We start from the raw sequence: 14230 nt of genomic DNA on the forward strand, positions 1-14230 counted from the left end.
CGGTTACCAGGTGACGGTGGCGGTGACGACGTCGCTGTACGCGCCGGCGGGGTAGTTGGTGCTGGCGACCTGGCCATAGACGACGAGCGGTTGCACCGCGCCATTGCCGGTGCCGGCCTGGGTGTCGCTGCCGATGGTCGAACCCCAGTTCTGGGTACGCGCCGAGTTGCGGTACAGGGCGTACGGCACGCGTGCGGTATTGCCCGCATCGGCGCTGCCCATGGTGCGCGAGGTCACCGTCGCGCCGGAGCCGCTGCCGGCGTTGAGCGCGATGTTGTACGGGGTGCCCGAGGTGCAGCGCACGTTCAAGGTACCGGTGCTGTTGATCGAGGTCTGGGTGGAGTTGACGCTGCCGAAATCGACGTCGGTCGGGGCGGTCTGGATGTCGCAGACGCTGGTGATCTGGATCTTGACGTTGAAGGTGCGCGAGTCGGTCTGGGCGTAAGCCACGCCGGTCCCGGCGGCCAGCAAGGCGGTGACGGCGAGTGCACGGTGGAATGCTTGCATGAGGTGAGGCTCTTCGGAATGACGGAGTCCGTCGGTGCCCGAGCCAATGCAAAGTGTGGGCCAGTGCACATATTTCTGGATGTGCATCTAGTTTTCGGTTTTGATGACAACCCCGATTTCGCGGGTTGAAGTTTGTGAAGACGGTGGGGCGGCAGCCCGGTGCCGAAAAACCGGCAGTACGCACGGGCGCGTTCAGGAAAGCCCCGAATGAGCGATAATGGCGGGTATGACCGTCAATCTGAAAACTCCCCAGGACATCGAGAAGATGCGCATCGCCGGCCGCCTGGCCGCCGAAGTGCTCGACATTATCGGGCCGCATGTGAAGCCCGGTGTCACCACGGCCGAGCTGGACCGCATCTGCCACGACCACATCGTCAACGTGCAGCAGGCGGTGCCGGCCAACGTCGGCTACCGCGGCTACCCGAAGACGGTATGCAGCTCGGTGAACAACGTGATCTGCCACGGCATTCCCAGCGACAGCAAGGTCCTGAAGGACGGCGACATCGTCAATATCGATGTCACCGTGATCAAGGACGGCTGGCATGGCGACACCAGCCGCATGTACTACGTCGGCACCCCGTCGGTGATGGCGCGGCGGCTGGTCGAGGCCACCTACGAGGCGATGTGGCGCGGCATCCGCGCGGTGCGCCCGGGCGCCACGCTCGGCGACGTCGGCCACGCGATCCAGCAGTACGCCGAAGGCGAGCGTTTCAGCGTGGTGCGCGAGTACTGCGGCCACGGCATCGGCAAGGTCTACCACGACGAGCCGCAGGTGCTGCATTACGGCCGCCCCGGCGAAGGCCTGGTGCTGAAGCAGGGCATGACCTTCACCATCGAGCCGATGATCAACGAAGGCGCGCGTCATACCCGCGTGCTGCCGGACGGCTGGACCGTGGTGACCAAGGACCGCAAGCTGTCGGCGCAGTGGGAGCACATGATCGCGGTCACCGAGGACGGCGTGGAAGTGCTGACCCTGTCGCCCGGCGGCCTCGGCGAGCCGTGAGCCTGTTGCCGGCCGGTACCGATGCCGGCATGCCCGACGCGGCCGCCGACGATGCCGAGTGGGCCGCGGCGGCCCGGCAACTGCTGGGCCAGGCCGACGCGCGGCTGTGCAAGCGCTTCGACCAGGGCGACGACATCGACCGCCTGCTGGCGCTGCGCGCGCGCGCGCTGGACCAACTGATCAAGCATGCCTGGAACCGCTGCCTGCCGCGCGATGCCGGGCTGGCACTGTACGCGGTCGGCGGCTACGGCCGCGGCGAGCTGTTTCCGCGCTCGGACATCGACCTGCTGGTGTTCGGCGAACCCGAGCGCCAGCGCGCCCACGAGCAGGCGCTGGCGCGGCTGTTCGCGCTGCTCTGGGATGCCGGCGTGCCGGTCAGCCATGCGGTGCGCTCGGCCGCGCAATGCACCACCGCCTGCGCCGACCAGACCGTGCTGACCGCGCTGATCGAGGCGCGCCCGCTGCTCGCCGATGCGGCCGCGCGGGCGGCGCTGGCCGCGGCGATCGCGCCGCAGCAGGTGTGGACGCCGCGCGCGTTCTTCCTGGCCAAGCGCGAGGAACTGCAGACCCGCCACCAGCGTTTCGGCGACACCGCCGACAACCTGGAGCCGGACATCAAGGACGGCCCGGGCGGCCTGCGCGACCTGCACACGCTGGGCTGGATGGCGCTGCGCGCATTCGGCGTGCGCGACCTGGAGGCGCTGGTCGGACTCGGCCACGTCGGCAGCGACGAGGCCGCGGCGCTGCGCCGCGAGCGCCGCGAGCTGGCGCGCTTGCGCTACGGGCTGCACCTGGTCGCCAACCGCCCGGAGGAGCGCCTGCGCTTCGACTACCAGAAGACTCTGGCGCAGCGGCTGGGCTTCTCCGACGACGCCGAGAGCCTGGGCGTGGAGAAGATGATGCAGCGCTTCTACCGCAGCGCGGCGATCGTGCGCCGGCTCAGCGACCGCCTGCTGCAGCGCTTCGAGGAACAGTTCGACGGCGAGGCGCAGCCGCAGCCGCTGGGCGCCGGCTTCTCGCTGCGCCGCGGCTACCTGGCCGCCGATGCCGAGACCTGGCCGCAGGCCGATCCGGTGCAGGTGTTCGCGCTGTTCGCGATCTGGGCCGCGCATGGCGAGGTGCGCGGCCTGCATTCGCTGACCGCGCGCGCGCTGGCCGAAGCGCTGCCGCAGTTGCCCGCCTACGGCAGCGCCAGCGCGCTGGCGCGCGAGCGGTTCCTGGCGCTGCTGCGCGGCCCGCGCGCGGTGCAGACGCTGACCCGGATGGCGCGGCTGGGCGTGCTCGGGCAATGGATCCCGGCGTTCGCGCAGGTCTCCGGGCGTATGCAGTTCGACCTGTTCCATGTGTACACGGTGGACCAGCACACGCTGATGGTGCTGAAGAACATCGCGGTGTTCGCCAGCGCCCGCGCCGACGACCGTTTCTCGATCGCGCACGAGGTGTGGCCGCGGCTGCGCAAGCCGGAGCTGCTGCTGCTGGCCGGGCTGTTCCACGACATCGCCAAGGGTCGCGGCGGCGACCATTCCGAACTCGGCGCGGTGGATGCGCGCGCGTTCTGCGCCGGCCACGGACTCAGTGCGGCCGATACCGACCTGGTGGTGTGGCTGGTCGAGCAGCACCTGCGCATGTCGGTGACCGCGCAGAAGCAGGACATCTCCGATGCGGACGTGATCCACCGCTTCGCCACCCTGGTCGGCGACCGCGAGCGCCTGGACTATCTGTACCTGCTGACCTGCGCCGACATCGCCGGCACCAGCCCCAAGCTGTGGAACGCGTGGAAGGACCGGCTGCTGGCCGACCTGTATTTCGCCGCGCGGCGCGCGCTGCGCGATGGTCTGGAGCATCCGCGCCCGTTCGCCGAGCGGGTGCAGGAGGCGCGCGAGGCGACCCGCGCGCTGATGCACATCCAGGGCCATGACGACGCGGTCATCGACCGCCAGTTCGCCGGCATGCCGGACGAGAGCTTCCTGCGCTTCCGCCCCGAACAGCTGGCCTGGCAGGCGAGCTCGCTGATGGAAGTGGAACTGGGCGGCACCCTGGTCAAGGTGCGCCCGGTCACCCCGGACGACGACGCGCTGGAAGTGTTCGTCTATTCGCCCGACCGCGACGGCCTGTTCGCCGCGATCGTGATGACCCTGGACCGGCTCGGCTACGGCATCCACCGCGCACGCGTGCTCGACGCGCCGCACGAGGCGATCTTCGATACCTTCGAGGTGATGCCGGCCGATGCCTTCGCCAGCGGCGACACCGCGCAACTGGAAGCGGCGCTGCGCGAGGCGCTGTCCGGCGACCTGACCCGGCTGCGTCCGGCGCGGCGCGTGGTGCCGCGCCAGCTGCGGCATTTCCGCTTCGCCCCGCGCATCGAATTCCGCGAGAGCGTGGACGGCCGCCGCACCCGCCTGAGCCTGGTCGCGCCGGACCGGCCCGGGCTGCTGTCGAACGTGGCGCAGGTGCTGCGCCGCCAGCAGCTGCGCGTGCACGACGCGCGCATCGCCACCTTCGGCGAGCGCGCCGAGGACGTGTTCCAGATCACCGACGAGCACAACCTGCCGTTGCCCGATTCCTCCCGCCAGGCGCTGCACGCCGCACTGCAGGCCTGTCTGGACCCCGATACCCCGCCTGGAGAATCCCGCTAATGGCCACCAAGAAGCCTGCCGCCGCCAACAAGCCTGCTGCCAAGACCGCCGCCGCCAGCAAGACCGCCGCGAAGAAGGCCGCGGCCAGGAAGCCCGCCACCCCCGGCGCCGCCGCCAAGCCGGTGGCCGCGCCGAAATCTCCGGCCAAGCCGGTGCGTTCCAAGCCGGCTGCCGGCCCCAGCGCCGACGAACTGAAGTTCACCATCGACAGCGCCTTCGAGCGCCGTGCCGCCCTGACCCTGGACGAGATCGAAGGCTCGACCCGGCCGGTGGTCAACCGCGTCATCGATGGCCTGGAAAGCGGCGAGTTCCGCGTCGCCGAGCCCGACGGGCACGGCGGCTGGAAGGTCAACGAGTGGCTGAAGAAAGCGGTGCTGCTGTATTTCCGGGTCAACGAGATGGCCGTGGTCGAGGCGCAGCCGGCGCCGTTCTGGGACAAGGTGGAGTCGCGCTTCGCCGGTTACCACGAGGCCGAGTTCCGCAAGGCCGGCGTGCGCGTGGTGCCGGGCGCGATCGCGCGCCGCGGCAGCTACTTCGGCAAGGACGTGGTGCTGATGCCGAGCTTCACCAACATCGGCGCGCACGTGGGCGAAGGCACCATGGTCGATACCTGGGCCACGGTGGGATCGTGCGCGCAGATCGGCAAGCATTGCCACCTGTCCGGCGGCGCCGGCATCGGCGGCGTGCTCGAGCCGCTGCAGGCCAGCCCGACCATCATCGAGGACCACTGCTTCATCGGCGCGCGTTCGGAAGTGGTGGAAGGCGTGGTGGTCGGCCACCACAGCGTGATCGGCATGGGCGTGTTCATCGGCCAGAGCACGCGCATCTACAACCGTGCCACCGGCGAGGTCTCCTACGGCTACGTGCCGCCGTACAGCGTGGTGGTGTCCGGCCAGCTGCCGTCCAAGGACGGCTCGCACTCGCTGTACTGCGCGGTGATCGTCAAGCAGGTCGATGCCAAGACCCGCAGCAAGACCAGTGTCAACGACCTGCTGCGCGGCCTGGCCGATTGAGCACGCAACCGGGCGCGCGCGACGGCATCCTCTCCCGGGCCGCGTCGCGCTGGGTGAGGTGGGGCATCCCGGCGTTCTGGCTGGGCTGGGTCGTGCTCTACACGGTCGGCGTGCTGACCCGCGACCCTACGGTTCCGACCGGCGGGCCGTGGCATTGGATCGTGCCGGCGCTGGTGGTGGCGATGGCCCTGCGTTGGCTGCGGCAACCGGCGCGCTGGGCCCAGGTCTACGACGCCGGCGATGCCTTGCTGGTCGAGCGCCAGGGGCAGCGGCAGCGCATCGACCTGCGCGAGCTGCGCGCGGTCGAGCCGGCCTGGCTGATTCTGCCGGTGCGCCTGGCGCTGCGGGTGCGGGCCGCCAACGCCCCGGTGATTTTCTTGCCTGCCCGCGGGCAGGCGCCCGAACTGCTTGCCGCAGGCCTGATGGCGCGCGCCGATGCGCGCCGCGCAACCACAGGAACTCCATGACATGACCACGCTGTACGGACTGAAGAACTGCGACACCTGCAAGAAGGCGAGCAAGTGGCTGGACCGCTTCGGCGTAGCCTATGCGTTTGTCGATTACCGCGAACACAAGCCGAGCCCGGAGACCCTGGTCGAGTGGGCCGGCAAGGCCGGCGGCTTCGATGCGCTGATCAACAAGTCCTCGACCACCTGGCGGCAGCTGCCGGACAACAAGAAAACGCCGGGGTCCGAAGCCGAATGGAAGCTGCTGCTGCGCGAATACCCGCAACTGATCCGGCGGCCGCTGGTGGTCACCGACGACGGCCAGCTCAGCCAGGGATTCTCGGACAACGGCTTCAAGCAGCGCTTCGGCGTGGGCTGAGCGTCGGTCGCGCGCAGTTGCGCTCCCTGCAGGAGCGGCTTCAGCCGCGACCATGACGTCAGAACCCCATCGGACCTGGATCGTTCGCAATGGATGGCGTGCGTGACACTCTTGCATCTTGTCGCGGCTGAAGCCGCTCCTACAGTGATTCCTCGCCATGACCGACGTCGTTGACCTCACCTGCGACCTGATCGCCCGCCCGTCGGTCACGCCCGACGACGCCGGCTGCCAGGACCTGATCGCGCAGCGGCTGGCGCGTGCCGGCTTCGCCATCGAACGGCTGCGTTTCGGCCAGGTCGACAACCTGTGGGCCACGCACGGCAGCGGCGCGCCGGTGCTGGCGCTGCTCGGCCATACCGACGTGGTGCCGCCGGGGCCGCGCGAGGCCTGGGCCAGCGATCCGTTCGTACCGCAGATCCGCGACGGCGTGCTGTACGGACGCGGCGCCGCCGACATGAAGAGCGGGGTGGCCGCGTTCGTGGTCGCCGCCGAACGGTTCGTCGCTGCGCATCCGCAGCACCCCGGCACGCTGGCGTTGCTGCTGACCTCCGACGAGGAAGGCGACGCGCTGGATGGCGTGCGCAAGGTCGCCGAGACCTTCCGCGCGCGCGGCGAGCGCATCGACTGGTGCATCACCGGCGAACCGTCCTCCACCGAACGGCTCGGCGACCTGCTGCGCGTCGGCCGCCGCGGCAGCCTGTCCGCCACGCTTGCGGTGCAGGGCGTGCAGGGCCATGTGGCCTATCCGCACAAGGCGCGCAATCCGATTCACCTGGCCGCACCGGCGCTGGCCGAGCTGGTCGCGCGGCATTGGGACGACGGCTACGAGAGCTTCCCGCCGACCAGCCTGCAGATCTCCAACGTGCATGCCGGCACCGGCGCCAACAACGTGATCCCCGGCGAGCTGCAGGTGGCCTTCAACCTGCGCTACAACCCGCACTGGGACGCGCCGCGACTGGAAGCGGAGATCGCCGCGCTGCTCGACCGCCACGGCCTGGACTACACGCTGCGCTGGCACCGCAGCGGCGAGCCGTTCTACACCCCGGAAGGGCGCCTGCGCAGCGTCGCGCGCGAAGTGCTGGGCGACTTCGCCGGCGCGGCGCCGGAAGAGAGCACCGGCGGCGGCACCTCCGATGCGCGCTTCATCGCGCCGCTGGGCGCGCAATGCATCGAGGTCGGTCCGGTCAATGCCAGCATCCACCAGGTGGACGAGCATGTGCGCGTCGCCGACCTGGAGGCGCTGCCGGCGCTGTACCTGCGCCTGATCGAACGGTTGCTGTCGTAACAGTTGCGCCGTTGCGCTAGCCGGGTTACGTTCGCCGCATGACCTCGCTGTCCGCCCTCCGCCCGATCCACGCCAACGGCCGCAATAATGCGCTGGCGAATAATCGTGCGCGGCCGATGCGGGTCTGCGACTAGGCGCTACCGAAACACCACGCCCAGTATCCAGAAAACCCGCATCGGCCGATGCGGGTTTTTTTATGTGTGAGATTTTTCGCCGCAGCGCGGTGCCGGCCGGCAACCGCTGCAGACCATCGCCGCAACCACCTGTTACCCCCACACACCATCCAGGAGCTTTTCCATGTGTTCGATCTTCGGCATCTTCGGCCTGCAACCGGGCGACGACCTGCAGGCGCTGCGCCGGCAGGCGCTGGACTGCTCGCAGCGGCAGCGCCATCGCGGTCCGGACTGGAGCGGCGTGTATGTCGACGACGGCGCGATCCTGGTGCATGAGCGCCTGGCCATCGTCGATCCGGCCGGCGGCTCGCAGCCGTTGCTCTCCGAAGACGGGCAGCTGGCGCTGGCGGTCAACGGCGAGATCTACAACCACCGCGAACTGAAGAAGCAGCTGGCCCAGCCGTACGCGTTCCAGACCGGCTCGGACTGCGAGGTGATCAACGCGCTGTACCGCGAGGACGCGCCGGCGGCGCTGCTCAACCGGCTCAACGGCATCTTCGCCTTCGCGCTGTGGGACAAGGCCGCCGGCCGCGTGCTGATCGCGCGCGATCCGATGGGCGTGTGCCCGCTGTACTGGGGCCACGATACCCAGGGCCGGCTGCGCGTGGCCTCGGAAATGAAGTCGCTGGCCGACAGTTGCGCCGACGTCGCTCAGTTCCCGCCCGGCCATTACTACGACAGCGCCAGCGGCGAACTGCACCAGTACTACCGCAAGCCGTGGCGCGACTACGACGCCGTGCAGGGCGTACAGGTCGGCAAGCAGGAACTGCGCGAGGCGTTCGAGCGCGCCGTGCACCGCCAGCTGATGACCGACGTGCCGTACGGCGTGCTGCTGTCCGGCGGGCTGGATTCGTCGCTGGTCGCGGCGGTGGCGGCGCGGTTCGCGCGCAAGCGCATCGAGGACAACGACGAGGCCGAGGCCTGGTGGCCGCGCCTGCATTCGTTCGCGATCGGCCTGAAGGGCTCGCCCGACCTGGCCGCCGCGGCGATCGCCGGCGAGTCGCTGGGCACCGTGCACCACGGCTTCGAATACACCTTCGAGGAAGGCCTGGACGCGCTGCCGGAAGTGATCCGGCACATCGAGACCTACGACGTCACCACCATCCGCGCGTCCACGCCGATGTTCCTGCTGGCGCGGCGGATCAAGGCGATGGGGGTGAAGATGGTGCTGTCCGGCGAGGGCAGCGACGAGATCTTCGGCGGCTACCTGTACTTCCACAAGGCGCCGAACGCGCGCGAGTTCCACGAGGAGCTGATTCGCAAGCTCGACGCGCTGTACAACTACGACTGCCTGCGCGCCAACAAGTCGATGATGGCCTGGGGCGTGGAGCCGCGCGTGCCGTTCCTGGACGTGGAGTTCCTGGACGTGGCGATGCGCATGGACGCGCAGTACAAGATGATCGACAAGACCAGCAGCGGCGCGATCCGCATGGAAAAAGGCGTGCTGCGCGAGGCCTTCGAAGGCTACCTGCCCGATTCGATCCTGTGGCGGCAGAAGGAGCAGTTCAGCGACGGCGTCGGCTACGGCTGGATCGACGGGCTCAAGGCGCACGCCGAAGCGCAGGTCAGCGACCGCGAACTGGCTGCGGCCGACAAGCGCTTCCCGGTCAACCCGCCGCAGACCAAGGAAGCCTATTACTACCGCACGCTGTTCGAGCGCGCGTTCCCCACGCCGGCCGCGGCCGAGACCGTGCCCGGCGGCAAGTCGATCGCCTGTTCCTCGCCGGCGGCGATCGCCTGGGATGCGAGCTTCGCGACGATGGCCGATCCGTCCGGCCGCGCGGTGGCCGGAGTGCACGAGCAGGCGCTGGGGGCGTGAACCCGCGCGTAGCGCCGGCGACGTGCCGGCGCTACGGGGCAGCGGCGATGCTTGGCAGTACGGCGATTGCCGCGATCGTGCGGGCGCCTGCGCAGCGGCCGCGGCTCACTCCGATGGCTGCGGCAGCGGGCCGCCGTGTTCGTTGGCGCGGTCCGCGGGCGCCGCGCCGACGCCGGCTTCGATGCGGATGCGGCCCTTGCCTTCGCGCTTGGCCGCGTACAGCGCGCGGTCCGCACGCTTGAGCAGGTCCGACACCGTGCCGCCGGGGTGCAGCCGCGCGACCCCGGCGCTGAACGCGAACGCCACGTCGTTCACCCGCAGCGTGCAGACACGGTCCAACAACCGATGCAGCAACTCGCCGACCTGCGCATCGCTCATGCGTTCGAACAGGATGCCGAACTCCTCGCCGCCGAGCCGGCCGACCCGGCAGCCGTCACCCAGTCGCGCCAGTTCCGCGGCCAGGGCCAGCAGCACCGCATCGCCGACATCGTGGCCGTGGGTGTCGTTGACCTGCTTGAAGTCGTCGATGTCCAGCATCGCGAAATGCAATGCGCGCTCGCCGTGTGCGGCGGCCAGGGTCTGTAGCTGCTCGGTCAGCGCGCGCCGGTTGGCCAGCCCGGTCAGCGCATCGGTTTCGGAGATGCGCCGGTAGTCTTCCTGCAGCGCGAAGGTGGTGCGCATGCTGCGCACGAACATGCGGTTGAGCGCGAAGCCGATCAACGACACCGCCACGACCAGCAGCGCGAGCAACGGAAGGTCGGACCTGGCCGGGACCGGCGCCGGATGCGCCACCAGCATGATCGACCAGGTGCAGGCCAGCACCAGCAGGTAGTCGCGCGAGAACAGGAACAGCAGGTTGACGCCCAGGCACAGCGTGACCGACACCGGCAGCAGCCAGAAGTCGCCGTGCCGCCCCATGCCGTGCAGTTCGAGCCGGTAGGCCGCGGCCAGCGCCAGCACGTACAGCGCACCGCTCAAGCGCCATTGCCAGAACCGCCCGGCCAGCGCCGAACTCGCTGCCGTGCCGACCAGGGCGGCGAAAGCCAGCGCATAGGCGTAGTCCAGTGGCCGCTGCAGGTGCGGATTGAGCAGCAGGGTCGCCAGCCACACCACGATGGTCAGCCACTGCACCGCCATGATGGAAGGCGCCAGCACCTGGCGGATGTGGGTCTGGTACGTCATCTATGCCCTTCAAGACCTGCGGCTGTCGGGTCTTGGCGTGGACGATGCCCACGGTGCGGTGCCTCGATTGCCCAGGATCGATCCCCGGTTATCGGCCTGGCCGGGATGTGCTTGAGGGGAGCGGGACCCGGGACCCGGGACTCGGGACTCGGGACTCGGAAAAGCGCTGCCGCGATCCGAGGTTCTACCGACTTCCGTTCTTCCGGTCCCGAGTCCCGGCCTCACTCAAAGCGCATGCAGCGCCCGTAGCGCTCCGGCTGGATGTCCACGCCGGAGGCGTCGGCCTGGTTGTTCTTGCGCCACAGGTTCTGGCGGAAGTCCGGGCCGCTGCAGTTGGCGGCGCGGTCCACGCCGATCGTGTAGGTGTAGGGATTGTCCTTGAAGATATTGTTCTCGAAGGTGTTGTCCTGGCTCATGCTGTTGTCCCAGCACAGGATCTCCGGGGTGCGCTGGCGGATCGAGCAGGCCAGGTAGATGCCGGCGCCCTTGTTGCCGGTGAACTGGTTGCCGACGAACAGGTTGCGCCGCGCATCGGCCAGGTACACGCCCTGGCTGCCGTTGCGTTCCAGGCGGTTGTTGCGGATCTCGCTGTCTTCCAGATGCTCGGTGGTGATGCCGGCGGCGACGTTGTCGTGGATGTAGTTGTCGATCAGCTTGACCTTGGCGGTGCGGTTGAACGACACGCCGTCCCAGATCGCGCCGGACACGTCGTTGCGCTCGATCAGCAGGTCGCGGCTGTCGTACTCGCTGAGCAGGCAGGCGCTGCGGCACTTGCTCACGCGCAGCCCGGACAGGCGGATGTTCTGGCCGGCGCGCACCACCACCAGGCTGTTGCTCAGGTACGGGCGCTCGGGCATGAATTCCTTCTCGGCGCTGCCGCCCACGATCTGCAACTGCTCGACGACGACATCGCGGATCGGCCGCTGCGGGCGTTCGTTCTGGTAGTCGCCGACCACGATGACCGGCTGCTGCACGCCGTCCTGCATGCGCAGCACGGTGGCGTCGCCCTGGCCGCGCAGGCGCAGGCCGTCGCGCTGGATCGACAGCAGCTTGGTCACGTGGAAATCGCCGGCGGTCAGGCATACCGTGGCCGGCTTGCCGTCGTTGGGCACGCGGTCCACCGCGGCCTGCAGGTCGTCGCCCGGCTCGGCGCGCACGCTGCAGTCGGTGGCGGCAGAGGCGGGGGCGGCGGCCGTGGCGCAGCCGCTCGACAGGCAGGCGGCGAGCGGCAACAACAGGGCGAGCAGGGGACGGGCATTCATCGGATACAGGCTCCGCTTGGGGGAGGGAGGGGAGGACCGCAGGCGCCGCGCGCTGGCCGCGGCGGCAGGTCGGATCGCGTGATGCGCATCAGCGCGACAGGGGCCTCATTGTCGCGCAGGTGGCCGTAATGTCAGCGTGTAGCGGGCCGGGCCGGGCAGGAACGGCGATGCGCGGCCCTGCACCCAGTCGTCGTGGCCGGCGCCCCAGAACGGCGACAGCGGATGCTCGCTCTGGCCGCCGGGCATGTGCGCGATGCCGTCGGCTTCGTGGCCGGGCGCGACCACCATGCGCTCGGACGCGCCGAAGTCCGGACGCTGCACCCGCGGCATGTCGTTGTCGCCGGGCAAGCCCTCGGTCGGCATGCACAGCCACCGCCGCAGCACTCCCGGCAGCGAGCGCGCCAGCGGATGGCAGATCGCGGCGGTGTTCTGTTCGCCCCAACGGCGCTGCGGCAACGGCGCGTCCTGGTCGGGTTGGTCGCGGACCTCGGCGGCGGCATCCTCCAGCAAGGCCTGCCAGCTGGCGTAGCGGCGCGGCAGCAGGTGCGCCGGTTGCTGCTGCAGCATCGGCCAGGCCACCGCTTCCAGCTGCGGCAGCGGCGGCATGGCGTAGTCGGCGCCGAGTTCGGCACGCGCCGGGGCGATCAGGCCGTCGCGGATCCGGGTCAGCAGCGCCAGGCGCCAGGCGCGCACCAGCCGGTAACTCACCGAATCGGTGCTGGCGCGGCCTTCCCAATGCTTGCTGGCCTGCGCCAGCGCATGCAGCGCCGGGGTGGCGGCGCCGCCGTCGCGTTGCTGCAGCAAGGTCCACCAGCGTTGCAGCAGCAGCGCGCGATCGTCGAGCTGGATCGACAGCAGTTGACGTTCGTCCAGCTGCGGATGCAGGCGCAGGTCGTCGCGGATCTGCTGCGCGCGCGCGCCCAGCGCGTAGCCGCCATCGCCGAGGATGGCCAATTCGTCGCCGCCGACGACGCGCGCATTGGCGGTCCACAGTTGCCCGTCGGCAGGATCGATCCGCTGCGGCGAATGCGCAGTGGAGACCGGCCAGGGCGCGCAGCGCTGCGCTGCCGGTACTGCCGCGCTGACGTCATGGACCAGTGCGTCGCTGCGGCAATTGGGTCCGCGCAGCGGCAGCGCGCCGAGCACGCGCCAGCCGATATGCCCGGCGCTGTCGGCCAGCACCAGGTTCTGCGCCGGGGTGGCGATGTGCTGCGCGCTGGCGAAAGCGCTGGCGAGGGAATCGGCGCGGGCCAGGTCGGCCAGGCCCAGGTTCAGCGCGCCGGGCAACTGCGCCACCCAGCGTTGCGCCAGCGCGGTGCCGTCCGGCTCGTGCTGCAGGATCGGGCCGTACGCGGTGTCTTCCACGTCCAGCGTGACGTCCAGGCCGCCGGCCACCTTGATCCGTTCGCGGTGATGAACGACCGCGGTGCAGCCGGGCTGCGGCGTGGCCGCGCACGGCGTCAACCGGTACCAGTCGCTGGTGTCGGCGTAGCTGTTGGTGAAGCCCCAGGCGACATGGCCGTTGCTGCCGACGATCACCGCCGGCAGGCCCGGCAGCGAAAAGCCGGTGACGTCCACGCGGCCGCCCGGCGCCTGTGCGTCGGCGTAGCGCAGGCGCACCCGGAACCACAGGCTGGGCGCGCCCAGTTGCAGATGCATGTCGTTGGCGACGATGGCGCGGCCGTCGGCGCTGCGGCTGCCGGCAATCGCCCAGTTGTTGCTGCCCGGTGCGGCATGGTCCGCGGTGCTGCCATCGCGCGGGGCGTCGGGCAGGGTGCGCAGATCGACCTGGCTGGCGTCGGGCAGCGTGGCGTCGCCGCGCGCCTGCGCATCCAGCGGCGCGTCCCAACTGCTGCCGTCGTGGCGCAGCAGCGCGAACAGCGGCGCCGGCAAGTGCTGTTGCAGGCGGTACAGCGACAGCTCGCGGCCGAGCTGGCGGCCTTGCAGATCGAAATACATCGCGTCGCCGGCCAGTACCGAGTCCACCGGTTGCCAGTCGCGCGGCGCCTTGACCAGCAGCAGGTAGGGCCACGGCCGCACCCGCAGCGCGTGCAGGCCGCGATTGACGCCGGCGCTGTAGGCCTGCAGCGCCGCGGCATGGCTGCCGCCGAAGCTGGCCAGTTGCGCGGCGGCGTGCGCGCGCAGGCGGTGCATGCGGCGTTGCTTGTCCACCCCGAGCGTGGCGTTGCCGACCAGGTCCGACAGTTCGCCGGCCGCGGCGCGGCGCATCAGGTCCATCTGGAAGTAGCGTTCCTGCGCATGCACGTAACCGAGCGCACGCATCGCATCGGCCTCGTTGCCGGCGTCGATGGTGACCGTACCCTGCGCGTCGCGCTGGATCCGCACCGGCGCCGCCAATCCGTCCAGATCGACCTGGCCGTCGAGCGTGGCCAGGCTGCCGCGCAGCAGCAGCCATGTCGTCAACAGCAGCCCGATCACCAGCGCCGCCAGCCACAGCAGTCCCCGTTTCCACTTGCTCCGCATCCAAGCATCTCCGCCGGCCAATGCCCGATTCTAGACGCGAC

Annotated in this window: 11 protein-coding genes; 7 read left to right on the top strand and 4 right to left on the bottom strand. The window is 69.9% G+C overall.

Annotated elements, in window-relative coordinates; genetic code table 11:
• Positions 1 to 3: 3 nt before the first annotated feature.
• The gene (locus tag AB8810_RS08755; protein ID WP_206230016.1) at positions 4 to 507 is read right to left on the bottom strand and encodes a spore coat U domain-containing protein; all 504 of its coding nucleotides are present in this window, start codon (positions 505 to 507) and stop codon (positions 4 to 6) included.
• Between the two features lie 226 nt (positions 508 to 733).
• Between AB8810_RS08755 and map the strand changes: the two genes are divergently transcribed.
• The 7 genes from map (at position 734) to asnB (ending at position 9261) form a co-directional block, all read left to right on the top strand.
• Positions 734 to 1510, top strand: a complete 777-nt coding sequence (map, locus tag AB8810_RS08760) for a type I methionyl aminopeptidase (protein WP_225209945.1) — start codon at positions 734 to 736, stop codon at positions 1508 to 1510.
• Positions 1511 to 1539: 29 nt separating this feature from the next.
• Positions 1540 to 4146 carry a [protein-PII] uridylyltransferase gene (locus AB8810_RS08765; protein WP_369916648.1) on the top strand — a complete coding sequence of 869 codons (2607 nt, stop codon included), beginning with the start codon at positions 1540 to 1542 and terminating at the stop codon, positions 4144 to 4146.
• Positions 4146 to 5159, top strand: coding sequence for a 2,3,4,5-tetrahydropyridine-2,6-dicarboxylate N-succinyltransferase (gene dapD, locus AB8810_RS08770; protein ID WP_369916286.1), 1014 nt, complete (start codon positions 4146 to 4148; stop codon positions 5157 to 5159). The genes AB8810_RS08765 and dapD overlap by 1 nt, the downstream gene beginning before the upstream one ends.
• Positions 5156 to 5626, top strand: a complete 471-nt coding sequence (locus tag AB8810_RS08775) for a hypothetical protein (RefSeq protein ID WP_369916287.1) — start codon at positions 5156 to 5158, stop codon at positions 5624 to 5626. The genes dapD and AB8810_RS08775 overlap by 4 nt, the downstream gene beginning before the upstream one ends.
• 1 nt (position 5627) lies before the next feature.
• Complete coding sequence (locus AB8810_RS08780) at positions 5628 to 5984, top strand: arsenate reductase (protein ID WP_369916288.1); 357 nt, start codon at positions 5628 to 5630, stop codon at positions 5982 to 5984.
• Positions 5985 to 6141: 157 nt separating this feature from the next.
• Complete coding sequence (gene dapE, locus AB8810_RS08785; RefSeq protein ID WP_369916289.1) at positions 6142 to 7269, top strand: succinyl-diaminopimelate desuccinylase; 1128 nt, start codon at positions 6142 to 6144, stop codon at positions 7267 to 7269.
• Between the two features lie 297 nt (positions 7270 to 7566).
• Positions 7567 to 9261, top strand: a complete 1695-nt coding sequence (asnB, locus tag AB8810_RS08790) for an asparagine synthase B (RefSeq protein ID WP_369916290.1) — start codon at positions 7567 to 7569, stop codon at positions 9259 to 9261.
• Between the two features lie 105 nt (positions 9262 to 9366).
• Here the strand turns inward: asnB and AB8810_RS08795 are convergent, their stop codons facing one another.
• The 3 genes from AB8810_RS08795 to AB8810_RS08805 all read right to left on the bottom strand — a co-directional run bounded on the left by AB8810_RS08795 (position 9367) and on the right by AB8810_RS08805 (position 14189).
• Positions 9367 to 10443 (bottom strand): diguanylate cyclase domain-containing protein, encoded by a 1077-nt coding sequence (locus AB8810_RS08795; protein WP_369916291.1) that lies wholly within the window; start codon positions 10441 to 10443, stop codon positions 9367 to 9369.
• Positions 10444 to 10664: 221 nt separating this feature from the next.
• Positions 10665 to 11705 carry a right-handed parallel beta-helix repeat-containing protein gene (locus AB8810_RS08800; RefSeq protein ID WP_369916292.1) on the bottom strand — a complete coding sequence of 347 codons (1041 nt, stop codon included), beginning with the start codon at positions 11703 to 11705 and terminating at the stop codon, positions 10665 to 10667.
• Positions 11706 to 11810: 105 nt separating this feature from the next.
• Entirely contained in the window at positions 11811 to 14189 is a 2379-nt protein-coding gene (locus tag AB8810_RS08805; RefSeq protein WP_369916293.1) for a penicillin acylase family protein, read from the bottom strand.
• Between the last annotated feature and the right edge of the window lie 41 nt (positions 14190 to 14230).

Source organism: Xanthomonas sp. NCPPB 3005, assembly GCF_041228095.2.
Taxonomy (GTDB): domain Bacteria; phylum Pseudomonadota; class Gammaproteobacteria; order Xanthomonadales; family Xanthomonadaceae; genus Xanthomonas_A; species Xanthomonas_A bonasiae.